Origin of the sequence: Sphingomonas guangdongensis, from assembly GCF_900199185.1 — a bacterium.
In the GTDB taxonomy this organism is placed as follows: Bacteria; Pseudomonadota; Alphaproteobacteria; order Sphingomonadales; family Sphingomonadaceae; genus Sphingomonas; species Sphingomonas guangdongensis.
In genome coordinates, this window is sequence record NZ_OBMI01000001.1 from 707298 (window position 1) to 728669 (window position 21372).

The window sequence follows — 21372 nt, forward strand, 5'->3', positions numbered from 1 at the left end:
AAGCACAATCGCGTCAGGGAGCTTCGCGTTCATGGATCGTCGTCAATTTCTCGCAGCCGGCACCGCCACCGGCGCACTCTCGGTCCTGCCCGTTGCCACGCACGCGCAGGCAACGGCCGCCAACGGCGATGCGCAGCTGAACGCCGCGTTCGACAAGGTCTTCCAGACCGCGCTCTCCTACTCGCCGGAACTCGCGACCTCGCTCGGCTTCGACAAGGGCCCGAACGCCGCGGCCAAGCGCAAGCTCAGCGACCGCAGCCTCGCCGCGCGCAAGGCCGGGCTCGCACGGACCAAGGCCGGGATCGCGCTGATCGAAGGCGTGCCGGAGGCCGGGCTGTCCCCGAACGCAAAGCTCAACCGCGAAGTGGTGCTCTACTCGCTCCGCTCGCAGACCGTCGGACAGGACCGCTTCGGCGTCGATTCGCCGCAGCGCCCGTTCGTCATCACGCAGCAGGGCGGCTCCTACTTCTCGACGCCCGACTTCCTCAACTCCGCCCACACGATCATCACCGCCGAGGATGCGGAGGCGTATCTGGCGCGGACGCAGGCGTTCGCAACCGCGCTCGACCAGGACAGCGAGGTCCAGGCCGAGCAGGGCGCGCGCGGCTATCTCGCGCCCGACTTCTCGCTCGACCTGGCGCTCGGGCAGATGGCGGCGCTGCGGCGTCCCGCGCCGGCCGACAACACGCTGACCCAGTCGATCGCGCGCCGCACCGCCGAGCGCAAGCTCGCGGGCGACTGGGCCGCGCGCTGCACGAAGATCGTCGAGCAAGCCGTCTACCCTGCGCTCGACCGGCAGATCGCGCTGGTCCGGAAGCTGCGCGCGGGCGCGCGTTCGTCCGCCGGGCTGTGGGACGTGCCGCAGGGTGCGGCGCTCTATGCCGCCGCGCTGGAGCAGGCGACCACCACCAAGTTCACGCCCGACGAGGTCCACCAGCTCGGCCTGGCGCAGGTCGCGGAGATCTCCGCCCAGCTCAACCAGATCCTCAAGGGCCAGGGCCTGACGCAGGGCACGGTCGGCGCCCGGCTGACCGCACTGAACGCGCAGGCGTCGCAGCTCTACGCCGACACGCCGGCCGGCCGCGCGGAGCTGATCCGCGGGCTGAACGAGGGCAATGCCGCGATGCAGGCGAAGCTCGCGCAGGCGTTCAACAATCCGCCCAACGCCCCGCTCGACATTCGCGCGGTGCCGGTCGAAATCCAGGACGGCGCGTCGAACGGCTACTACAACCGGGCCGCGCTGGATGGCTCGCGGCCGGCGATCTACTGGATCAACCTGAAGTCGGTCGCCGACTGGCCCAAGTACACGCTGCCCTCGCTCACCTACCACGAGGGCGTTCCCGGCCATCACCTCCAGATCACGATCGCGCAGGCGTCCGATCAGCCGCTGCTGCGCAAGGTCGGCGGGTTCAGCGCGTATAGCGAGGGCTGGGCGCTCTACGCCGAGCAGGTCGCGGACGAGCTCGGCGGCTATGCCACACCGCTCGAGAAGGCGGGCTACCTCCAGTCCTTCCTGTTCCGCGCTGCGCGGCTGGTGGTCGACACCGGCATCCACCACAAGCGGTGGACCCGCGAGCAGGCGACCGACTACATGGTCGCGACCACCGGCTTCGCCCGGCCGCGCTCGCAGCGCGAGGTCGAGCGCTACTGCACGATGGCGGGGCAGGCGTGTAGCTACAAGGTCGGGCACATCGCCTGGCTGCGCGCGCGTGAGAACGCGAAAAAGATCGCCGGTGCCAAGTACGACGTGAAGTATTTCCACGACGTGCTGCAATCGGGCGCGGTGCCGCTCACCATCCTGGAGCGGCTGGTGGAGGAACGCGCCCGCGCCATCGCCTGAGGGAACCCGGCGCGGGGCAGGTCATTGTCGACAGGCAACGATCCTGGAGAGTCCCTTGCCCCGCGCCCGCCTGCTCGTCTCCGCCGCCCTCCTCGCCTGCAGCCCGACGCTGGCAGCACCCATCGCCGCGCAGAGCGCGCGCGCGATCTCGCAGTCCGACCGTCAGCAGGGCGCGCAGGCCAATCCGGAGCTCGTGGCGCAGTTCGGCGGGCGCTACACCGGACCTCAGTCGGCGTACGTCGAGCGGGTCGGCAAGCGCGTCGCGCTCCAGTCCGGGCTGTCGAACAGCGAGCGCGACTTCACCGTGCAGCTGCTCAACTCGCCGGTGGAGAACGCGTTCGCGATCCCCGGCGGCTACATCTACGTGACCCGCCAGCTGCTCGCGCTGATGAACAGCGAGAGCGAACTCGCCTTTGTCATGGGGCATGAGGTCGGCCACGTCGCGGCGCGGCACTCGGCGGGGCGGCAGCGCACCTCGGGGATCGCGGGCATCGCCGCGAGCGTGCTCGGCGCGGTCGCGGGCAATTCGACCCTCGGCCAGCTGGTGGGCGCGGGCGCGCAGCAGGCGGCGGGGCTGTTCACGCTCAAATACGGCCGCGACCAGGAGTACCAGGCCGACACGCTCGGCATCCGCTACGCCGCGGGCGCAAACTATGATCCGGGTGCTGCGCCGCTGATCCTGGGGCAGCTCGGCGCCAGCACGTCGCTCAGCGCACGGGCGAGCGGTCGCGATGCGACGGCGGTCCCGGCGTGGCTCTCCACCCACCCGAGCAGTGCCGCGCGGGTGGCGCGCGCCCGCCAGCAGGCGCAGGCGACCGGCCGGGCGGGCACCGCACCCGCGCAGGACACCGCCTTCCTCCGCATGCTCGACGGCCTCCGCTACGACGACGATCCGGCGCAGGGCGTCATCGACGGTCAGACCTTCCGCCACCCGATGCTGCGCCTGCGCTTCACCGCGCCCGCCGGCTACACGATCAACAATGCGGCGGACGCCGTCACCGTCCAGGGCAGCAGCGGTCAGGCGCAGCTGAACCTCGCCGGCGCCGGCGGCTCGCTCGCCGACGCCGTTGCGGCACGCTTCCGCGCGATCGGGGGGCAGTTCGATCCGGGCGAGATCGAGGACGCGACGATCGGCGGCAACCGCGCGGCGGCGGGCACGATCGCCGCGGCCGTCAACAACCAGCGCGTCGACGCGACGGTGATCGCGATCGCGCTCGGCGGGCAGACCTATACCTGGACGATCATCACGCCGTCCGGCCGAGGCGGCGCCGCGTTCGAGCCGCTGCTGGCGAGCTTCTCCTCGCTGAGCCAGGCGGAGGCAGCGGCGATCCGCGGCAAGGTGATCCGCATCCGCACCGTTCGCGCCAACGACACGGTCGACAGCCTGGCGCGCGACATGGCCTATCCGAGCCTCCAGCGCGAACGCTTCCTGACCCTGAACGGTCTCGATGCGTCGGCGCGGCTGACGCCGGGGCAGCTCGTCAAGCTGGTCGTGACTGGATAGCCGCTCCGCCCCGCGCTACAGCGCGGGCATGCGCCGGCCAGCCCTGTCGATCGTCGTCCCCTGCTACAATGAGGAGGGGTGCCTCCAGGCGCTCCACGCCCGCGTGTCCGCGGTCGCGCATGCCGCGGTCGGCGACGATCATGAGATCGTGCTGGTCAACGACGGCTCGCGCGACGGCAGCTGGCGCGTGATGCAGGCGCTCGCCGCCGCCGACCCCCGCGTCATCGCGATCAACCTGTCGCGCAATCACGGGCATCAGCTGGCGCTCACCGCCGGGCTCGACCTGTGCGCCGGCGAGCAGATCCTGATCATCGACGCCGACCTGCAGGACCCGCCCGAGCTGCTCGCCGACATGCGCGAGGCGATGGTGCGTGAGGAGGCGGACGTGGTCTACGCCGTCCGCCGCAAGCGCGAGGGCGAGACGCTGTTCAAGCGGCTGACCGCGTCCGCCTTCTACCGCGTGCTCGACCGGGTGACCGACACCCCGATCCCGCTCGACACCGGCGACTTCCGCCTGATGAGCAGGCGTGCGCTGGATGCGCTGCTGTCGCTCCCCGAACAGGCGCGGTTCATCCGCGGCATGGTCGCCTGGGTCGGCTTCCGCCAGGTCCCCTTCATGTACGACCGCGCCGAGCGGCTGGCCGGCGACAGCAAATACCCGCTCGCCAAGATGATCGCCTTCGCGCTCGACGCGGTCACCGGCTTCTCCACCGCGCCCCTGCGGTTCGCGAGCCACGTCGGCCTCGCGCTGACCGGCGTGACGGTCGTCATGTTCCTGTACGTCGTCGGCAGCTTCGTGCTCGGCCGCACGGTGCAGGGCTGGACCTCCACCATGCTGGTGGTGCTGTTTCTCGGCTCGGTCCAGATGTTCGTGCTCGGCATGATCGGCGAGTATCTCGGCCGCCTCTACGTCGAATCGAAGCGCCGCCCACTCTACCTGGTGGCCGACATCGCGGGGCCGGTGCAGGGCCGCGCGAGCCTCGGCTACCGCGCCGGCGACGGCCCCCGCCCGGTCCGGCCGGAACCGGCCGAAGGCTTGCTCGTCGCGCCGCCGGTGGAGTGAGGGCTGGCGTCTCGCGTGAATGCGTAAGGTGGTGGTGGTGGTGGTGGAAGGCGACGTTCCTAGGCGTTCCACGATTGAAGCGTCGCTTCAGCAATTTCGCCATCCAAGAGGCCGCTGATTGCAGCGCCGAACTTATCCAGATCGGCATAGGTCACGAGAAAACGCACAAGCACGCTAGATGCTAAGTCTGCCGTGTCGGCGTTCCACACCTCGGTCGCTAGCCGGACGGTTGCGCGGATGCTGCCTCGTACGTCATGTGGCGCAAACGCAATCGCGACGTGCACCTGTTCGAGAGCCTCCTGGGTGGCGCCGAAGCCTCCAGTGATTGAAGGGAGGTTTTCCGCGTCGAGCGGAAAGGCGGACATCGCGGCGACAAAGTTACGCAGTTCCGCGGTCGCAAACCAGCCGCTCCCCCGACCCGCGAAACCCTTCGCTGACACATCAGCAGTGACTTTGCCGTGCCACTGGTCCTCGGGCTCAAATCGAAGTCGAAGTAAGTCCATAGCGCCCGCTTAACCGCTTCGCGGACGTCCGCAATTAGGCGAAAGCGGACTTTCGAGCTGCCACTCACCCCTTCTCCGCCAGCGTAATCAGCGAAAGCCCAGGCGTCATCGGCACGCGGCCGAGCAGGAAACGCTCGACCCGAAACACCGCCTCCAGCGCCGTGTTGACCAGCGCGGGCGGTGGCGAGTCGTCGCTGTCGTCCTTGCCGGTCAGCTTGCCCGCAACGCGCGCGGCGACCGCGACCGGGAACAGCAGCGAATTGAACCAGCGCAGGCCGTTGTGGGTGAGCCCGGCGGCACGGATCGCGGCGTCGAGCGTCTGCTTGGAGTAGCGGCGCTTGTGGTGGTTGACCACGTCGTGCGCGCTCCACATCCACTGGTGCGCGGGCACCGCGATCAGAATGCGGCCGCCGGGCTTCAACGCGTCGGCCATCGCCTTCAGCGCCGCGACGTCGTCGTCGATGTGCTCGATCACGTCGAGCACTGCGACCAAATCGTAGGCGCCACGCGCCACCCCGGCGAGTTCGGGCAGCGGCGCGGTGCCGACCGGCTTGCCGAGGCGCTGGCTGGCGATCTCGCCCGCCGCCTCGTCGATCTCGATCGCGTCAACCTCCCCGAACCGCGCCAGCATCGGCAGGTTGTGGCCGGTGCCGCAGCCGATCTCCAGCACCTTCGCCTGCGCCGGCAGGTCGGCGTAGCGCGCGAGATAGTCGGACAGGATGTCGCGACGCGCGCGGTACCACCAGTGGGTCGAGTCATGCGCGGCCATGCGGTCGTAGACGACGCGGTCCATCAGGCGAACACCCAGCGGCGGTTGACCACGAACATGATGACGGGGGTCACGAACAGTGTGGTGATGACCGGCGTCCAGCGCGGCAGGTCGAGCCCGCGCACCAGCGCCCAGGTAAAAAAGGCGTTGAGCGCGTAGCTGATCAGGCTGGCGGCGACGAAGCGGGTGGTCGTCTTTGCCGGGTTGTCGCGCTCCCCGTGTCCGCGAAAGCTCCAGCGGCTGTGGAGGACGTAGCCGATCGCGACGCAGACCAGGTAGGCGGCGAACATCGCGACCTGCTCGTTGACGGTCGTCAGCTGCACCAGTGCGAGATAGAGCCCGCCCCCCACCAGCGTGACGCCCCCGCCGGTGATCGCATAGCGGATCAGCTGGCCGTGGATCGTGTTCGCATTGAGGTGATGGAGTAGCGTAGCCAACGCCCTAGCCCTGCTTGTTCTTTACCGTCGCTCGGCTATGCCCGGCGCTTGAGGGAGCGCGTGTAGGGCGCTGGCGGGCGTGAGGGAAGCGATTTGAACGAAGCGGAAGGGCGGTTCGAGAGCGTGCTCGACCGCAACTGGCTGCGCCTGACGCTCGTTGCTTGGGCCGTGGTGCTCGGCTGGTGGCTGTGGAGCCGCTGGGGCGCGATCCACTGGCTGGCGCTCGGGGACACCGACGACAACATGCGCCTGATGCAGGTCCGAGGGCTCCTCGCCGGTCAGGATTGGTACGACCTGCGCCAGTACCGCCTCAATCCGCCGGGCGGGCTCGACATCCACTGGTCGCGGCTGGTCGACCTGCCGATCGCGGCCTTGATCCTCCTGTTCAAGCCGCTGGTCGGCACCGCCTGGGCGGAGCGGCTGGCGTGCGGGATTGCACCGGCGTTGCCGCTCGCGCTAGCGATGGCTGCGCTGGCCTTCACCGCGCGGCGGCTGATTGCGCCCACCGCCTACCCGCTAGCGCTGTTCGTGCTGTTTGGCGCCGCTGCGGCGATGCTGATGTTCATGCCGATGCGGATCGACCATCACGGCTGGCAGCTCGCGCTGCTGAGCCTGACGGTCGCCGGCCTGGCCGACGAACGCGCGGCGCGCGGCGGTGCGATCGTCGGCGCAGCCACCGCATGCTCGCTGACGATCGGGCTGGAGATGCTGCCCTACGCCGCGATGGCGGGTGCGATCATCACGCTGCGCTGGGTCTGGGACGCACCCGCCGCCCCGCGGCTGGCCGCCTATGGCGTCACGCTGGCGGGAGGCAGCGCGGCCGGCTTCGCGCTGTTCGCCTCGCGCGCCAATTACGCGATGCGCTGCGACGCGCTGACCCCGGTGTGGCTGACGGTGCTGATCGCGGGCGGCGCGCTCGTGTTCCTGCTCGCGCGCATCAATCCGCGGCGACGCGAGCTGCGCCTGGTGCTCGCCGTCATCGTCGCGGCAATCATTGCCGGCGGGTTCGCGCTGTTGTTTCCGCAGTGCCTGGGTCGTCCGGAAGGCGTGTCGGCGGAACTGCAGCAGACCTGGCTCAATAATGTGCGGGAAGCCAAGCCGATCTACGCTCACCCGTTCCGTACCGCCTTCCCGATCGCGGCGCTGCCGATCGCGGGGCTGGTCGGCGCCCTCGTCGCGGCGTGGCGCGCGCGCGGCACACGCGTGGTGGCGGCGTGGATCCCGGTCGCGCTGTTCACCGCGTTCGCCGTGCTGATGCTGTTGTGGCAGGTTCGCGCCGGCCCGGCGGCGCAGCTGCTGGCCGTGCCGGGCGCGACCGCGCTCGCCTGGATCGTCGTGCCCTGGTGCCTCGGCCACCGGCTGATGCTCGTCCGGGTGATCGGGTCGGTGGCGGCGTTCCTCGTCATCTCCGGGCTGTTCGCGGGGCTGGCGATCCGCTGGCTCCCGATCGACCCGCCGAGCCGCACCACCCGGATCATCAATCGCGCGAACGCCCGCTGCGCGACCATCCCGGCGCTGTCGGCGCTGGATCGCTTCCCGGCCGCGACCATGTTCACCCATGTCGACCTCGGCCCGCGGCTGATCACGCTCACCCACCACAACGGCATTACCGGGCCGTACCACCGCAACGGCCAGGCGATCCTGGACGTCCATCACGCCTTCACCGGCAGCGCCGCGCAGTTCCGCGGCATCGCCCGGGCGCACGGGGCGCAGTACCTGCTGACCTGCCCCAACATGGCGGAGACCACCGTGTACCGCGCCCGGGCGCGCGATGGCTTCTACGGGCAGCTCGCCAGGGGGAAGGTACCGGTGTGGCTGGTGCGGGTGCCACTGCCCAGGGGCTCGCCGCTGCGGCTGTGGCGGATCGACTATGCGCCGTAGCTGCTGACCCGCCCGCCGGCGTGCCGCTCCAGCCGCCCGGCAAGCTCGAGTTCCAGCAGCAGCATCTGCACCGCCGCCGGGGCCAGGCCGGACTGGCGGATCAATTCGTCGACGGCGACGGGCACCGGCCCGAGCAGCCCGGTCAGTTGGTCGCGGTCGCGCGTGGTCGGCTCGGCGGCCGGCTCGGTGCCGAACGGGGTGGCCGGGCTGCGCAGCCGGCGCGGATCGATCGGCGTGATCGCCTCCAGGATGTCGTCGGCCGACTGGATCAGCGTCGCGCCTTCTCGGATCAGGAGGTTGCACCCTTGCGCGCGGGGATCGAGCGGGCTGCCGGGCACGGCCATCACCTCACGCCCGGCCTCCGCCGCCAGCCGCGCGGTGATGAGCGAGCCCGACTTGGGCGCCGCCTCCACCACCACGGTGCCGAGCGCCAGCCCGGCGATGATTCGATTTCGGTGCGGAAAATGGCGTGCGCGGGGCTCCGCGCCCGGCGGTTGCTCGGCGATCAGCAGCCCACGGGTCGCGACCTCCTCCTGCAATTGCGCATTCTCCGGCGGGAAGGCGATGTCGATGCCGCTCGCGATCACGCCGATGGTGCCGCTCCCGAGCGTCGCGACATGCGCCTCCGTGTCGATCCCGCGGGCGAGGCCGGACACGACGGTCACCCCCGCCTCCCCCAGTGCATGGGCGAGCTGGCGCGCGAACCGGCAGGCGGCGGCGGAGGCGTTGCGCGCCCCGACCATCGCCACCACCCGCGTGGCGCCGAGCGCCCGCGCGCCGCGCACCGTCACAACCGGCGGCGCGCTCTCCAGTTCGGCGAGCAGCGGCGGGTAGTCAGGATCATCGCTGAACCAGTGGGTCGCGCCGAGCCGGTCGACAGCGGCGATCTCGCGTAGCACCTGCTCCTCGGACGGGATCGCGGGCGCCTTGCCGCCGCCGCGCCGGGCGAGGTCGGGCAGCGCGGCGAGCGCGGCCGCCGCTGTGCCGAAGCGCGCCAGCAACTGGCGATAGGTGACCGGCCCCACCCCGGGCGTGCGGATCAGCCGCAGCCGGGCGACCCGCCCGGCGTCAGCCACCCTTGGTGCCGCCGCCGATCCGCGGCTCCGTTCCCGCCATCAGCCGGTCGACGTTGGCGCGGTGCTTCCAGAGCACCAGGATCGCGAAGGCGAGAAACAGAAAGACATAGTCGAACTGATCGAACACCGCGGCCGCGACCGGGGCGCTGAACGCCGCAGCGAGACCGGCAAGCGACGAGACCCGCAGCAGCGCAAGGGTGCCCAGCCAGGCGACCGCATAGACCAGTCCGCTCAAGGGGCTGAGCGCCAGCACCACGCCCATCAGCGTCGCCACGCCCTTTCCGCCACGAAAGCCGAGCCATACCGGATAAAGGTGCCCGATGAAGGCGCCGACCGCCGCGACCGGCGCGTCGATCGGCGACCATTGCGCGACCAGCACCACCGCCAGCCAGCCCTTCAGCCCGTCGAGCAGCAGCGTCGCGGCGGCCAGCCCCTTGCGCCCGGTGCGCAGTACGTTGGTCGCCCCGATGTTGCCCGATCCGATCGTGCGCAGGTCACCCGCGCCGCCCAGTCGTGTCAGGATCACACCGAACGGGATCGAGCCGAGCAGATAGCCGAAGACGAGCGCCGCCGCCGGCTGCAACCAGAAAAGACTCTGCATGTCCCCCATGTCGCCATGAGCTTTAAGCGCGTCGACTGCTCCACGCAATGATCTCGCGCGCGGCAAAATCGTACCGAGAAAACATTCGTTATCTTTATCGATGTTAGGCGAAGAAGCGTGTCGTTCACGACTGCTGATGTGCAACTCCGGCAATTATGCCAGTTGTGACTTGACTGAACAACAAGAGGTGATAGCGCGACCGGCCTGAAGGAGTATAGCATGGCCGACGAGACCCAGACCACCAACATTGCCGAACTTGCGACCGAACTGACGATCGCATGGCTCGCCAATCCGAATACCCGCGCGTCGGCGGAGGAAGTGCCCTCGTTCCTGCGGGCGATGTACGAGGCGGTGGGCGCGCTTGGCGGCGGCGAAGCGGAGGAGCCGGTCGCGGAGGACACCGCGGCCAGTGCGGCACCCGCGGTGTCGGTCCGCAAGTCGCTCGCGTCCAAGGACCACATCATCTCGATGATCGACGGCAAGCCGTACAAGACGCTGCGCCGTCACCTCGCCCGCCACGGGCTGACTCCCGAGCAGTACCGCGAGCGGTTCGGCCTTAAGGCCGATTACCCGATGGTGTCGGAGAGCTATTCGAACGCGCGCCGCGAGATGGCGAAGAAGATCGGCCTCGGCCGCAAGCCCGGCATGAAGCGCGGCCGCGCGAAGCCGGAGGCAAAGGCCTGAACCGCATCAGCGCGGCGGCGCGGACCTAGGCGGGCGTCACCACCCGGTTCTTGCCGTCGCGCTTGGCCTGGTACAGCGCCTTGTCGGCGGCGCGCAGTGCCTTGCGCCCGTCGCCGTCGAGTCGAGCGATCCCGGCCGAGAAGCTGATCTGGCCGAAGGCGACACCAGTCGCCTGATTGACGAGCGAGCGCGCGACCAGCGTTTCGCGCGCCGCATCGAGTTGCGTTCGGGCTTCCCCGAGGTCACCGTGCGGGAATAGCACGGCGAACTCCTCGCCGCCGTGCCGCGCCACCACGACTTCTTCACCCAGCTCGCTTTTCAGCAGCCGCGCGAAGAAGCGCAGCACGCGGTCACCCGCCTCGTGCCCGTGGCGATCGTTGATCTGCTTGAAATCGTCGATGTCGAGCAGCGCCACCGCCCCGCCAGCGGCCGCTGGGTGGATCGCCGCCAGGCTTGAATCGAAGCAGCGCCGGTTGGGTAGCCCGGTCAGGTGGTCGCGGTCCGCGGCGCGCTGCGCGCGCTGAAGGTTGCCGCGCAGCCGCTCCGTCTCCGCCCGGGTGCTGCCGAGCTGCTCCTCCATCGCGCGGGCGTTGTCGACCACGCTGCGGGTCAGCGACAGCAGCCGGGTGAAGGCGCCGAGCGGGTCGCGCTCGAACCCTGCCACCTCGTGCGTCACCGCCGCGCCGAAATCCTTCGCGCTCTCGCCCGAGCGGCTGACGATGCGGAGACACTCCTCGAGCTTCGCGGTCAGCCGCTCGGCGACATCGGCCAGCATCTCCGGCCGGATCGCGTGGTCGAGCTCGTCGTGTAGCGCCGCAAAGGCGGCATCGCTCAGCGGCGCGCGCTCACGCAGCAGCGCCTCTACGCGCGGCGTCACGCGCGGATCGCCGGACAGATGCGCGAGCGCCACCGCGAAATTGACGTCGCTGAGCGTCAGCTCGTGCGCGATCAGCAGGTCACCGACATCGTCGTAGAGCTTGCGCCGCGCCTGCTCGCGGGCCGGAACCGCCGGGGCCGGTGCGACAGGTGCGCGACCGCCAAGCCATCCCGGCAGGCGGTAGGCTGGGCGCGGCTGGGCGAGCGCGCTCACGCGCGCGCCTCCGCCGCCTGCGCCTGGACCAAGGTCGCGGCCACGGTGCCGGCCGGCTCGGCCGCCTCCACCCGCGCGCGGATCGTCGCCCAGTCGCCGCGGAACCAGTGGTCGCCGCGCTCGGCCCGGACGATCGGGTCGCCGCCCTCGCTGTTGCGGGTCGCGACATCCTGCGGCGTCACGAAGCGGGCGTCACGGACATCGTAGAAGGCGCGCACCGGCGGCGTGGTCGGGTCCTCATCCTCGCACGGCAGCACCAGCGCCAGTCGATTGCTGTGCAGCCGGACCAGCGCGCCGACCGGGTGGATGCCGATACTGGCGACGAAGGCGCGGAACAGTTGCTCGTCGAAATGCCCGCTCCACGATGCCATCCGGGCGAGCGCGTCGGAGGGGGACCACGGCCGCTTGTACGGCCGCTGGCTGGTGATCGCGTCGTACACGTCGCAGATCGCGCCCATGCGCGCCGCGCGCGACAGCGCGTCGCCCGAGAGCCCCTCCGGGTAGCCGGTACCGTCGACCCGCTCGTGGTGGTGCAGGCAGACGTCGAGCGCGACCGCGGTCACCTCCGGGCTCGCCTGCAGGAAGCGATGGCCGATCTCCGGATGGCTCATGATGATCCGCCGCTCCTGCTCGTCGAGCGCGCCCTCCTTGCCGAGCACCGACGGGGGCATCGCCATCTTGCCGACGTCGTGGAGCAGTCCGGCAATCCCGAGTGCGTGCACCTCGAGCTCGGGACAGCCGACCTGCCGCGCGAGATTGATCATCAGCGCACAGACCGCGACCGAGTGGAGGTAGGTGTACTCGTCCTTGGTCTTCAGCCGCGTGACGCTCAGCATCGCGGAGCGATTGCGCTCCATCGCGGTGGCGATCTCGTCGACCAGCGGGGTCACCTGCGCGAGCTGGACCGCGCGGCCGAGCCGGGCCTCCCCGAACATTGCCGCGACCGCATCCTTGGCCTTTTCGACGGTGGCGCGAGCGCGCTCGACGTCGGTGGCGCCGCGTCGCCGGGCGGTGCGGCGCTCAACCAGCAACGGAGCATCGGGCGTGCCCTGCGCGATCACCTCGACACCGGTCGGCTCGTCCGCCGCCGCGACGGTTGGACCGAGCCCGAGCTGGTCGTCGATCGTCACATGCTCGATCCCCGCCGCGACCATGCGCGCGAGGTCGTCGGTGTCGCGAAGCAGGAAGCGCGAGCGCCAGAACGGGCTCTGCAGCCACGTGCACTCCAGCGAGACGACGAACATGCCAAGTCGGAGATCCTCGACAGGCAATCGATGCAGCATTGGGACCCCCGTCCGGTAATGACGGGAGTTATAGGCGGCGCGGCGTTAAAGTTTGACCAACGTCAAGAAGTGAAGACTTCGTATAGAGTTATAGGTGTTCATCGCAAAAGCGATCACACCCGCATCGGCATCAGGACGTAGAGTGCCGGCGACTTGTCGTTCTCGCGAATCAGCGTCGGCGCGGCGGCGTCGGCCAGGTGAACCTCAACCGAATCGCCGTCGATCTGACCCAGGATGTCGAGCAGATAGCGGCTGTTGAAGCCGATCTCGAACGGTAGCGACGTGTAGTCGCCGGGCACCTCTTCGACGGCGGCGCCGTTCTCCGGGCTGGTCACCGATAGCGTAATCTTGTCGCGGTCGAGTGCCATCTTGACCGCGCGGGTCTTCTCACTGGCGATGGTGGCGACCCGGTCGACTCCTTCCTGGAACGAGCGCGGATCAAGCTTAAGCAGCTTGTCGTTCGCCGTCGGGATGACCCGCGAATAATCGGGAAAGGTGCCGTCGATCAGCTTGGAGGTGAGGATCGCGCGCCCCAGGTCGAAGCGGATCTTGCTGCCCGACAGCGACACGCCGACCGACCCGTCGACCTCGTCGAGCAGCTTGCGAAGTTCGCCCACGCATTTGCGCGGCACGATCACGTCCGGCATCGCCTCGGCCCCGTCGGGCCGCGCGACCGTGACGCGCGCAAGTCGGTGACCGTCGGTCGCCGCCGCCTTCAGCGTGTCGTCCGCGACGTGAAGGAAGATGCCGTTGAGGTAATAGCGCGTCTCCTCCGTGGAGATCGCGAAGCGGGTCTTGTCGATGATCTGCTTCAGCGTCTCGGCGGGCAGTTCGAAGGTGGTCGGGAGTTCGCCCTCAGCGATCACCGGGAAGTCGTCGCGCGGCAGCGTCGGCAGCGACGAGTTGTAGCGACCGGCTCGGATCGTCATCCGTCCCTCGGCCGCCTGGAGCTCTACCTGGCTTCCCTCCGGCAGCTTGCGGGCAATGTCGAACAGCGTGTGCGCGCTGACGGTGGTGGCGCCGCCCTGGTCGACCGCGGCGGCGACGGTCTCGTCGATCTGCAGGTCGAGATCGGTCGCCATCAGCCGGATCGCGCCGTCGCCCACCGCTTCTATCAGAACGTTGGACAGGATCGGGATGGTGTTGCGGCGCTCAACCACGGACTGAACGTGGCTCAGCCCCTTGAGCAGGGTCGCGCGTTCGATCGTCGCCTTCATGTCGTGTCCCACCCCCGCCGGCCCCGCACAGGTGACGGGTGGCCCAATTTGAATCGGGGTTCTAGCGGACGGAAAAGGGCCGGAGCAAGCGCCCCGGCCCCCTTGTGCACAGCTTATTGCGGCGCGCCGGTATCAGAACCGGACGCCAACCCCGGCGAGTAGCTGGTGGCGGTCGAGGTCGGCCTCATAATCCTCTACCTCGCTGTAATTGGAATAGCGGTACTCGCCCTTCACGTAAAACTGCGGGTTGATCTGATACTCGATGCCGGCGCCCAGGCGATAACCGTCGAGCTCGGCCTTAAAGCCCGTGCGCGTGTTGTTCAGCCGGTACTCGGCGTCGACCTGCGCGTTGGTGTAGCCGGCCTTGGCATAGACCATCGCGAGCGGCGACACGGCGATGCCGACCCGTCCGCCGACGTAGAGGTCCCGGCCCGCGTCGACCTGGAAGCTGTCGCCCGCGGCGAACACATCGGGCGCGCGCACGTCGGTGGTCGCGCCGGTGATCTCGCCCTCCACGCCCAAGATCGCCCGGCCGGCCTGGAATTCGTAGCCGATCTGGGTGCCATACAGCAGGCCCTCGCTCGACGCCGCGTCATCGTCGCTGCTGCCGTCGCTCAGATTGTCGTAGCCCGCGACACCCTCGACCCGCAGGCCGGTGAACGGGGCCGCTTCCTGGGCCAGGGCGGGGGTGGCGAACGCAGTTGCCGCGAACAGCGCGGCGAGGGCAGTCTTACGCATCAGATCACTCCATCTTGTCAGCCCGGGCGACCCGGGGACGGCGTAAATGGGCGGTCACCAGCGACGTTGCATGAACCGCAGATAAACGCGGAAAACCGTTGCTTTTGCGCCACACGGGGTTGAAAGCAGCGGCCATGCCGACCACGCGCAAGGGCCGTGACTTCGTCGCCCGCCACGGCGAGACCGTCTACAATGCCGTTGGGCGGATGCAGGGCAATCACCTGCACACGCCGCTTACGCGCGCGGGCTTCGCGCAGGCGGAGCGGATGGGGGCGGCACTCCGCGGCCTGCTCGGACCAAGACCTCCGCTGACGCTCTGGTCGTCGTCGGCCGGACGCGCGCTGCAGACGCTCGCGATCATCGCCGAGCACCTGGAGCTCGACTGGCACGCGACGCGCACCGACGACCGGCTGGTCGAGATCGGGATGGGCGCCTGGAGCGGCCGCTACTATGCCGAGGTGGAGGCGGAGGTCGGGCCGTTCGTCGACCGCGCGCATGGCTTCTACACGCGCGCGCCCGACGGCGGCGAGTGGTACGACGCGATCGCCGCGCGCGTGTCCGGCTGGGTCCGCGACACGGACGACGACGCCGGCGACCGGCTGGTGGTGATGCACGGGATGTCGAGCCGGGTGCTGCGCGGAGTCATGACGAACAGCGACGTCCTGCCGCAGTTCGCAGCGCCGGTCGCGCCCGCGCTGCCGCAGGGGTCGGTCGCGCTGATCGAGGGCGGTGTGGAGCGCGTGGTGCTCGAGGGCACGGGTCGCAAGGAAACGCCGACGTGAGCCTTGCGCTCGCGCTGCTGCTCCAGGCCGCGCAGGGCCGCGAGGTGATCGGCGTGCACGCTGGCTGGGGTGCGTTCCGCGACCGCGCGCCGCAGCGCTGCTACGCGCTCGCCGCACCCAGCACGCGCGGCGGCGACGCCGCCGCCTTCGCGAGCGTCGCGACCTGGCCGGGCACGGGCGCGCGCAACCAACTGCATGTCCGGCTGAGCCGCGAGCGGAGCGCGCGTGCCCGCGTCACGCTGTCGGTCGGCGAGCGCCGGTTCGAGCTGCTGGCCGGCCCGCGCGATGCCTGGTCACCGGACGCGCGCACCGACCGCGCGATCGTGGCGGCGCTGCGCGGTGGGCGGAGCATGAGCGTGGAGAGCGTGGACGCGCGCGGCCGGCCGTTCGCCGACACCTACCGGCTGACCGGCGCCGCCACCGCGATCGACGCCGCTGCGATCCGCTGCGCCGGCGGATAGCCGCGTGATGCGCGATACTGTCCCCCTTCGTCGCGCAGGATCACGCCGACTGCGACGAACAGGTCAATTTTGATGATGTCGCCGCGGTTGAGCGCGCGGGTCAGCCGCCGCGCCGCCTGAACACCGGCCTGCTCGCCGAAGCGCCGCCGGTAGGCCGTCGCCACCCGCGCGGCGAAACAGTCATCATCCACCAGCCGTTGCCACCAGGACATCCGCCACCCGGCGCAGTCCCGCAGCGTCCGCACCCGCGACATCGATCGGCCGCCCGCCGAGCGCGACGTGATGGGTGTTGAGGAAGGCGCGCGCCTCCGCTCCGTCGAATTTGGTAAAGGCGAGTCGCGCGGCTTCCGCCTGACGCTCAACCGTCTCCGGCGAGGCGCGTTCTCCAGAGGCACGGTGGAAGCGGCGCTTGGCCGGTCGCGGCCTGCTGATGTCACTGTCGACGCCCGCCGGCGGAATGACCTCGATCATGCGGCCACCGCCGGCGCGGCGAGCATGCGGCCGGTAGCGCCGGAGAGCCCCCGCAGCGTGTCGATACGGCCGGCATAGCCCTGAGCAAGCTTGATATGTGCGATGCGACTCGGCTCGCAGCGGGCGGACGTGGCGCGCATCAGCGACACCTGATGACGTGCGAAGAGGTAGTTGAGGTCCATGATGCGGCTCCGGCGTGTAAGCGGGAGCGCGGGATGTCTCACAGTCGACGGCGCTTACGAGCGGGTACCGGCGATGACTGCCACATAGGGACTGCGGCAGCCGATTGCACCCCACGGCGCCGATGGAGTGATCGGGAGGCGTCTGCTAGTCACACAGCCCAGGCTGGGCCTGGTCCGCCGCTACTATGACTGGGCGTCCGCGCCCGAGCGCTAGAACTGGGCGCGACTGTGGGTCGCCCTACCGGTCGCCTCCGCCTTCCCGCTGCTCGTGGCGGCGCAGCAGATCGCCGACGCGCTGCGGCTGGGCGGCGACGGCCGAAACGCGCTGGCGCTGGCCGCGCTGACGCCGGGCCTGCTCTGGCTGGCCTATGTGTTTCAGGCGGCTGGGCCGCGACCTCGCCCGCGGCACCCGCTGGTTCGCGCGGATGACCGGCCCGGCCTGGTCGGCGGGCTGGCGCGGCGCGTGGCGCGTGGCGCTTGCTCACCCGGCGGAGTGGAAAATAGCCGCCGCTTCCGCTATATGCGCAGCCATGCAGACACTGTCGGCCGCGCCAATGCCCATCCCCGGGCACATCGATCCCGTGCCCGTTCCTCGCGCGCTGCCGCCGCGCAGCGACGGCCGCATCGACCTGCTCGGCCTGTCCAAGGACCAGCTCCGCCTTGCGCTCGAGACATCGCAGTTGGAGCCCCGCCAAGCTAAACTGCGCGCCAAGCAGCTATGGCACTGGATCTACAACCGCGGCGTCACCGACTTCGCTCTGATGACCGACATCTCCAAGCAGCTGCGCCCGTGGCTCGAGCAGCGCTTCGTCATCAGCCGGCCGGAGGTGGTGGAGGCGCAGGTTTCGTCCGACGGCACCCGCAAGTGGCTGCTCCGCTCCGACGACGGGCAGGATTACGAGGCGGTGTTCATCCCTGATGCCGACCGCGGCACACTGTGTGTATCTTCGCAGGTCGGCTGCACGCTCAATTGCCGTTTTTGCCACACCGGGACGATGCGGCTGGTTCGCAACCTGACCGCGGGCGAGATTGTCGGCCAGGTAATGCTCGCGCGCGACGCGCTGGGCGAGTGGCCGTCGCAGCCCGAAGGGCGGATGCTGACCAACATCGTCATGATGGGGATGGGCGAGCCGCTCTACAATTTCGACCACGTCCGCGATGCGCTGCGCCTGGTCATGGACGGGGATGGCCTGGCGCTTTCCAAGCGCCGCATCACGCTGTCGACCAGCGGCGTCGTGCCGATGATGGCGCGCGCCGGCGAGGAGATCGGGGTCAACCTCGCGGTCTCGCTGCACGCGGTAACGAAGGACGTCCGCGACGAGATCGTGCCGCTCAACAAGAAGTACGGGATCGAGGAGCTGCTGCAGGCCTGCGCCGACTATCCCGGTGCCAACAACGCGCGGCGGATCACGTTCGAGTATGTGATGCTGCGCGACAAGAACGATTCGGACGATGACGCGCGCGAGCTCGTCCGGTTGCTCAAGCACTATCAGCTGCCGGCCAAGGTCAACCTGATCCCGTTCAATCCCTGGCCCGGCGCACCGTACGAGTGCTCGACCCCCGAGCGGATCCGCGCCTTCAGCAACATCGTATTCGAGAGCGGCATCTCCGCCCCCGTCCGCACCCCCCGCGGCCGCGACATCGACGCCGCCTGCGGCCAGCTGAAGACTGCGGCCGAGAAGAAGAGCCGCGCCGAACTCGACCGATTGGCGGAGAGTGCGGCCCCTTAGATCGACGGCCATAGGCGCGATTACCTCCTGAGCAATCGGCCTATGGCTGCGTTATACGGTTAGAGGATGAAGTCGGCGGCCGTCAGCTGGACGTTGCCGTCGATCTGCATTCGAAAGTCGGCGGAACGATCGCCGTTGGTGTCGACGCTGACGATCGTGACCGGATCGCCGTCGCTGTTGCGCAGCGTGATGCTGATCTCACCGGCTCGCCCGGTGAAGCCGTTGCTTCCGATGTAGCGGAAGGCCTGGTCGCCTGCGACGTTCCAATTGGCGTCAATACGCGACAAGTCGATGCGATCGCCCTGTGCCCGGCTGAAGTCGGTCACCACATCATAACCAGGGTTGGCATAATCGTTCACCGAGGCGAAGGCGAAGCGATCCGCGCCGGCGCCACCGGTCATGCGATCAACACCCACGCCACCGAACAACAGGTCCGCGCCATCGCCGCCGAACAGATCGTCATTGCCGGCACCGCCGTACAGCGTGTCTGCGCCGCTTCCACCGTAGAGCGCGTCGTTACCAACGCCTCCATAGAGTACGTCCCGACCGCCCGAACCGAACAGCGCATCGTTGCCGCCATAGCCATAGACGGTGTCGTCGGTGTTCCGGCCGCCGATGAAGTCGCCTTCGCTGGTGCCCTTGATTACCGCCATGTCCGTACCTTTCGATTGTTGACGCCGATCAAAAACGGGCTGGTCAAGCGGGTGGTTCCCGGCGAGCGGCCGCCCTGCCGCTCGCCAAAGCACCGCCCTTCACCTAAGCGCGGCCCATGCCCGACATCCTGCTCCTTCTGCTCGCCGCCGGTGGCGGGTTCTTGGGCGGCGCGATGAACGCGCTGGCGGGCGGCGGATCGTTCGCGACCATGCCGACGCTGATCGCGCTCGGCACGCCCTCCACTATCGCCAACGCGACCAGCAACGTCGCGGTGCAGCCCGGGGCGATTGCGAGCGCGTGGACGTTCCGGGACGGGCTGCGCCCGCTCGGCGGGCTGTCGGTGCGGTTCCTGTGCGCGCTCACCTTCGTGTCCGGACTGGTCGGCAGCCTGCTGCTGGTGGTAACGCCGAGCCGGGTGTTCGACGTGATCGTGCCTTGGCTGCTGCTCGCGGCGACGATCGCGATTGCGCTCGGCCGGCGCGCGGCGGCGGCGCTCGCCAGCCAAGCCGCGCCGGGGCGCGCGTCGCTGGTCGTCGCGCAGGTGCTGCTCGGCGTCTACGGCGGCTATTTCGGCGGCGGTGTCGGGCTGATGCTGACGGCGGCGTGGGGGCTGCTCGCGGGCGAGCCGCCGCACAAGCTGATGGCACACCGCACGCTGATGCTGGCGGTCGCGAACGCCGCGGCGACGATCGTTTTTATAGCGTTCGGGATGGTCCGGTGGGCGCTCGCGGTGCCCATGGCGACGGGTGCGATCGTCGGCGGGTTCGCGGGCGCGCGGCTCGGGCGCGTGCTGCCGCCGGTCGCGATCCGCTGGTGGACGCTACTCGTCACCGCCATCACCACCGCGGTGTTCTTCTGGCGCGCCTACGCCTAAACGGCTAGGCTCGCCCATGATGCAGACGGTGTACCGCCACAGGCTGACGACTCGGCTCTGGCACGCGATCAACGCGGTCGCGATCGTGATCCTGCTCGGTTCCGGGCTGATGATCCTGAACGCGCATCCGCAGCTCTACTGGGGACGCTTTGGCGCGAACTTCGACCAGCCCTGGTTCCGGGTCGCCTGGCTGTTCGAGGCCGGGCGCGTTCCCGGCTGGCTGACGATCCCGCAGACCTACAACCTCGCGCTCGCGCGGCGCTGGCACCTCCTGTTCGCACTGGTGCTCGGCTTCGCGCTCCTTGCCTACATGGTCGCGAGCCTCGTCAACCGGCATTTCCAGCGCGACCTGCGTGTGCGGCGCGGCGACCTCGCCCCGCGCACGCTGTGGGCCGACCTGCGCGCGCACCTGGCGCTGCGCTTCCACGATCCCGACCATCCCGGCGCCTACAATGTGCTGCAGAAGCTCAGCTACGTGTCGGTGATCTTCGTCGCCCTGCCGCTCGTGATCCTGACCGGGTTGACCATGTCCCCGGGGCTTAACGCCGCATGGCCGTGGCTGCTCGACCTGTTCGGCGGGCGGCAGTCGGCGCGCTCGATCCATTTCATCGCGGCGGTGTGGCTCGGCGGCTTCACGATCGTCCATCTCGCACTGGTGATCCTGGCCGGGGTCGGCAACGAGCTGCGATCGATCATAACCGGCTGGTGGCGCGTGCCGGAGGAGGACAGATGATCCTGACGCGCAGGCGCGCGCTGGTCGGCGGGCTGGCGGCAGGTGCGGGCGGGCTGCTCGCCGGGTGTGACGCGGTGCAGGGGACAGACATCGGCCGCAAGCTGCTGCTGTCGGGTGAGCCAGCGACGCAGGCGCTGCAGCGCGCCCTGATTGACCGCACCGCGCTCGCACCCGAGTTCTCCGCCGATCAGCGCTCACCGATCTTTCGCGCGAACGGGACGCGCAACCCGAACACGCCGACCTACAACGCGTCGCTCGCGCAGAACTTCGCCGACTGGCGAATCCGGATCGACGGGCTGGTCGCGCGACCAGTCGACCTCTCCCTTGCGGACCTCCGCGCGATGCCGGCGCGCACCCAAATCACGCGTCACGACTGTGTCGAGGGATGGAGCGCGATCGGCAAGTGGTCCGGCCCGCGGCTCGGGCCGATCCTGGAGCGCGCGGGATTGCAGCAGCGCGCGCGCTACATCGTCTTTCACTGCGCCGACCGGTTCGGTACGCGCCCCTATTATGAGTCAATCGACCTGGTCGACGCGTTCCATCCGCAGACGATCCTCGCCTGGGTGCTGAACGACCGCGTGCTCTCCGTTCCGAACGGCGCACCGGTTAGGCTGCGAGTCGAGCGCCAGCTCGGCTACAAGCATGCCAAGTATATCGAGCGGATCGAGGCGGTGCCGAGCCTCGCCGGGATCGGCGGCGGCAAGGGCGGCTACTGGGAGGATGTCGCCGATTACGAGTGGTACGCAGGAATCTGACTTCTCTCCTCGCTGCGAGGTAGAGGAGATGGGGGCTGCAAATA

Annotated in this window: 24 protein-coding genes; 11 read left to right on the top strand and 13 right to left on the bottom strand. The window is 69.4% G+C overall.

Features of this window, described 5'->3' with window-relative positions:
- Positions 1-31 precede the first annotated feature (31 nt).
- From CRO12_RS03290 to CRO12_RS03300, 3 genes are read left to right on the top strand one after another with little or no spacing between them, the layout of a single operon-like run.
- The gene (locus CRO12_RS03290; RefSeq protein ID WP_097062551.1) at positions 32-1840 is read left to right on the top strand and encodes a DUF885 domain-containing protein; all 1809 of its coding nucleotides are present in this window, start codon (positions 32-34) and stop codon (positions 1838-1840) included.
- A gap of 55 nt (positions 1841-1895) precedes the next feature.
- The gene (locus CRO12_RS03295) at positions 1896-3344 is read left to right on the top strand and encodes a M48 family metalloprotease (protein ID WP_245858169.1); all 1449 of its coding nucleotides are present in this window, start codon (positions 1896-1898) and stop codon (positions 3342-3344) included.
- Between the two features lie 28 nt (positions 3345-3372).
- Entirely contained in the window at positions 3373-4407 is a 1035-nt protein-coding gene (locus tag CRO12_RS03300; RefSeq protein ID WP_097062552.1) for a glycosyltransferase family 2 protein, read from the top strand.
- Positions 4408-4466: 59 nt separating this feature from the next.
- Here the strand turns inward: CRO12_RS03300 and CRO12_RS03305 are convergent, their stop codons facing one another.
- The 3 genes from CRO12_RS03305 to CRO12_RS03315 form a co-directional block, all read right to left on the bottom strand.
- Positions 4467-4910 carry a hypothetical protein gene (locus CRO12_RS03305; RefSeq protein ID WP_144033512.1) on the bottom strand — a complete coding sequence of 148 codons (444 nt, stop codon included), beginning with the start codon at positions 4908-4910 and terminating at the stop codon, positions 4467-4469.
- Between the two features lie 64 nt (positions 4911-4974).
- Positions 4975-5703 (bottom strand): class I SAM-dependent methyltransferase, encoded by a 729-nt coding sequence (locus CRO12_RS03310; RefSeq protein WP_097062554.1) that lies wholly within the window; start codon positions 5701-5703, stop codon positions 4975-4977.
- Positions 5703-6116, bottom strand: coding sequence for a GtrA family protein (locus tag CRO12_RS03315; protein WP_097062555.1), 414 nt, complete (start codon positions 6114-6116; stop codon positions 5703-5705). The genes CRO12_RS03310 and CRO12_RS03315 overlap by 1 nt, the downstream gene beginning before the upstream one ends.
- Before the next feature lie 93 nt (positions 6117-6209).
- Here CRO12_RS03315 and CRO12_RS03320 point away from each other — a divergent pair, with 93 nt between their 5' ends.
- Entirely contained in the window at positions 6210-7997 is a 1788-nt protein-coding gene (locus tag CRO12_RS03320) for a hypothetical protein (protein WP_097062556.1), read from the top strand.
- Here CRO12_RS03320 and dprA read toward each other — a convergent pair.
- Positions 7985-9073, bottom strand: a complete 1089-nt coding sequence (gene dprA / locus CRO12_RS03325) for a DNA-processing protein DprA (protein ID WP_097062557.1) — start codon at positions 9071-9073, stop codon at positions 7985-7987. The two genes, CRO12_RS03320 and dprA, sit on opposite strands and share 13 nt — an antisense overlap.
- Positions 9066-9674 (bottom strand): glycerol-3-phosphate 1-O-acyltransferase PlsY, encoded by a 609-nt coding sequence (gene plsY / locus CRO12_RS03330; RefSeq protein ID WP_097063323.1) that lies wholly within the window; start codon positions 9672-9674, stop codon positions 9066-9068. Before plsY ends, dprA begins: the two co-directional genes overlap by 8 nt.
- Before the next feature lie 219 nt (positions 9675-9893).
- Here plsY and CRO12_RS03335 point away from each other — a divergent pair, with 219 nt between their 5' ends.
- Positions 9894-10358, top strand: coding sequence for a Ros/MucR family transcriptional regulator (locus tag CRO12_RS03335; protein WP_097062558.1), 465 nt, complete (start codon positions 9894-9896; stop codon positions 10356-10358).
- 25 nt (positions 10359-10383) lie between these two features.
- On the opposite strand, the gene CRO12_RS03340 is transcribed toward CRO12_RS03335, so the two are convergent.
- From CRO12_RS03340 to CRO12_RS03355, 4 genes are all read right to left on the bottom strand, one after another.
- Complete coding sequence (locus tag CRO12_RS03340; RefSeq protein WP_097062559.1) at positions 10384-11448, bottom strand: GGDEF domain-containing protein; 1065 nt, start codon at positions 11446-11448, stop codon at positions 10384-10386.
- Positions 11445-12731: an HD-GYP domain-containing protein gene (locus tag CRO12_RS03345; RefSeq protein ID WP_097062560.1), complete on the bottom strand. Its 1287-nt coding sequence runs from the start codon at positions 12729-12731 to the stop codon at positions 11445-11447. Before CRO12_RS03345 ends, CRO12_RS03340 begins: the two co-directional genes overlap by 4 nt.
- Before the next feature lie 113 nt (positions 12732-12844).
- Complete coding sequence (gene dnaN, locus CRO12_RS03350) at positions 12845-13948, bottom strand: DNA polymerase III subunit beta (protein ID WP_097062561.1); 1104 nt, start codon at positions 13946-13948, stop codon at positions 12845-12847.
- 132 nt (positions 13949-14080) lie between these two features.
- Positions 14081-14686 carry an outer membrane protein gene (locus tag CRO12_RS03355; protein WP_097062562.1) on the bottom strand — a complete coding sequence of 202 codons (606 nt, stop codon included), beginning with the start codon at positions 14684-14686 and terminating at the stop codon, positions 14081-14083.
- A gap of 134 nt (positions 14687-14820) precedes the next feature.
- Here CRO12_RS03355 and CRO12_RS03360 point away from each other — a divergent pair, with 134 nt between their 5' ends.
- Positions 14821-15468 (top strand): histidine phosphatase family protein, encoded by a 648-nt coding sequence (locus CRO12_RS03360; protein WP_097062563.1) that lies wholly within the window; start codon positions 14821-14823, stop codon positions 15466-15468.
- Complete coding sequence (locus CRO12_RS03365; RefSeq protein WP_097062564.1) at positions 15465-15929, top strand: invasion associated locus B family protein; 465 nt, start codon at positions 15465-15467, stop codon at positions 15927-15929. Before CRO12_RS03360 ends, CRO12_RS03365 begins: the two co-directional genes overlap by 4 nt.
- Here the strand turns inward: CRO12_RS03365 and CRO12_RS03370 are convergent.
- The 3 genes from CRO12_RS03370 to CRO12_RS03380 are packed head-to-tail and all read right to left on the bottom strand — an operon-like array spanning position 15866 to position 16582.
- On the bottom strand, positions 15866-16120 hold the full coding sequence (locus tag CRO12_RS03370; protein WP_097062565.1) for a hypothetical protein: 255 nt from the start codon (positions 16118-16120) through the stop codon (positions 15866-15868). The genes CRO12_RS03365 and CRO12_RS03370 overlap by 64 nt on opposite strands.
- A complete protein-coding gene (locus CRO12_RS03375; RefSeq protein ID WP_097062566.1) occupies positions 16113-16400 on the bottom strand; it encodes an antitoxin Xre/MbcA/ParS toxin-binding domain-containing protein in 288 nt (95 codons plus the stop codon). Before CRO12_RS03375 ends, CRO12_RS03370 begins: the two co-directional genes overlap by 8 nt.
- Positions 16397-16582: a hypothetical protein gene (locus tag CRO12_RS03380; RefSeq protein ID WP_097062567.1), complete on the bottom strand. Its 186-nt coding sequence runs from the start codon at positions 16580-16582 to the stop codon at positions 16397-16399. The genes CRO12_RS03375 and CRO12_RS03380 overlap by 4 nt, the downstream gene beginning before the upstream one ends.
- Positions 16583-17136: 554 nt before the next feature.
- On the opposite strand from CRO12_RS03380, the gene rlmN reads away from it, so the two are divergent.
- Complete coding sequence (rlmN, locus tag CRO12_RS03385; protein ID WP_097063324.1) at positions 17137-18312, top strand: dual-specificity RNA methyltransferase RlmN; 1176 nt, start codon at positions 17137-17139, stop codon at positions 18310-18312.
- 59 nt (positions 18313-18371) lie between these two features.
- Here rlmN and CRO12_RS03390 read toward each other — a convergent pair whose 3' ends face one another.
- On the bottom strand, positions 18372-18965 hold the full coding sequence (locus CRO12_RS03390; protein WP_097062568.1) for a calcium-binding protein: 594 nt from the start codon (positions 18963-18965) through the stop codon (positions 18372-18374).
- Between the two features lie 116 nt (positions 18966-19081).
- On the opposite strand from CRO12_RS03390, the gene CRO12_RS03395 reads away from it, so the two are divergent.
- The 3 genes from CRO12_RS03395 to CRO12_RS03405 are packed head-to-tail and all read left to right on the top strand — an operon-like array spanning position 19082 to position 21328.
- Positions 19082-19840, top strand: coding sequence for a sulfite exporter TauE/SafE family protein (locus CRO12_RS03395; RefSeq protein WP_097062569.1), 759 nt, complete (start codon positions 19082-19084; stop codon positions 19838-19840).
- A 16-nt stretch (positions 19841-19856) separates the two neighbouring features.
- Positions 19857-20573 (top strand): cytochrome b/b6 domain-containing protein, encoded by a 717-nt coding sequence (locus tag CRO12_RS03400; protein WP_097062570.1) that lies wholly within the window; start codon positions 19857-19859, stop codon positions 20571-20573.
- Positions 20570-21328, top strand: a complete 759-nt coding sequence (locus CRO12_RS03405; protein ID WP_097062571.1) for a molybdopterin-dependent oxidoreductase — start codon at positions 20570-20572, stop codon at positions 21326-21328. Before CRO12_RS03400 ends, CRO12_RS03405 begins: the two co-directional genes overlap by 4 nt.
- Positions 21329-21372 lie beyond the last annotated feature (44 nt).

Bases quoted from the DNA above. Each gene is read 5' to 3' on its own strand.
- CRO12_RS03290 (WP_097062551.1), top strand. From the start codon at position 32: ATGGATCGTCGTCAATTTCTCGCAGCCGGCACCGCCACCGGCGCACTC.
- CRO12_RS03300 (WP_097062552.1), top strand. From the start codon at position 3,373: ATGCGCCGGCCAGCCCTGTCGATCGTCGTCCCCTGCTACAATGAGGAG.
- CRO12_RS03305 (WP_144033512.1), bottom strand. From the start codon at position 4,910: ATGGACTTACTTCGACTTCGATTTGAGCCCGAGGACCAGTGGCACGGC.
- CRO12_RS03310 (WP_097062554.1), bottom strand. From the start codon at position 5,703: ATGGACCGCGTCGTCTACGACCGCATGGCCGCGCATGACTCGACCCAC.
- plsY (WP_097063323.1), bottom strand. From the start codon at position 9,674: ATGCAGAGTCTTTTCTGGTTGCAGCCGGCGGCGGCGCTCGTCTTCGGC.
- CRO12_RS03335 (WP_097062558.1), top strand. From the start codon at position 9,894: ATGGCCGACGAGACCCAGACCACCAACATTGCCGAACTTGCGACCGAA.
- CRO12_RS03345 (WP_097062560.1), bottom strand. From the start codon at position 12,731: ATGCTGCATCGATTGCCTGTCGAGGATCTCCGACTTGGCATGTTCGTC.
- dnaN (WP_097062561.1), bottom strand. From the start codon at position 13,948: ATGAAGGCGACGATCGAACGCGCGACCCTGCTCAAGGGGCTGAGCCAC.
- CRO12_RS03355 (WP_097062562.1), bottom strand. From the start codon at position 14,686: ATGCGTAAGACTGCCCTCGCCGCGCTGTTCGCGGCAACTGCGTTCGCC.
- CRO12_RS03360 (WP_097062563.1), top strand. From the start codon at position 14,821: ATGCCGACCACGCGCAAGGGCCGTGACTTCGTCGCCCGCCACGGCGAG.
- CRO12_RS03375 (WP_097062566.1), bottom strand. From the start codon at position 16,400: ATGATCGAGGTCATTCCGCCGGCGGGCGTCGACAGTGACATCAGCAGG.
- CRO12_RS03380 (WP_097062567.1), bottom strand. From the start codon at position 16,582: ATGGACCTCAACTACCTCTTCGCACGTCATCAGGTGTCGCTGATGCGC.
- rlmN (WP_097063324.1), top strand. From the start codon at position 17,137: ATGCCCATCCCCGGGCACATCGATCCCGTGCCCGTTCCTCGCGCGCTG.
- CRO12_RS03390 (WP_097062568.1), bottom strand. From the start codon at position 18,965: ATGGCGGTAATCAAGGGCACCAGCGAAGGCGACTTCATCGGCGGCCGG.
- CRO12_RS03395 (WP_097062569.1), top strand. From the start codon at position 19,082: ATGCCCGACATCCTGCTCCTTCTGCTCGCCGCCGGTGGCGGGTTCTTG.
- CRO12_RS03400 (WP_097062570.1), top strand. From the start codon at position 19,857: ATGATGCAGACGGTGTACCGCCACAGGCTGACGACTCGGCTCTGGCAC.
- CRO12_RS03405 (WP_097062571.1), top strand. From the start codon at position 20,570: ATGATCCTGACGCGCAGGCGCGCGCTGGTCGGCGGGCTGGCGGCAGGT.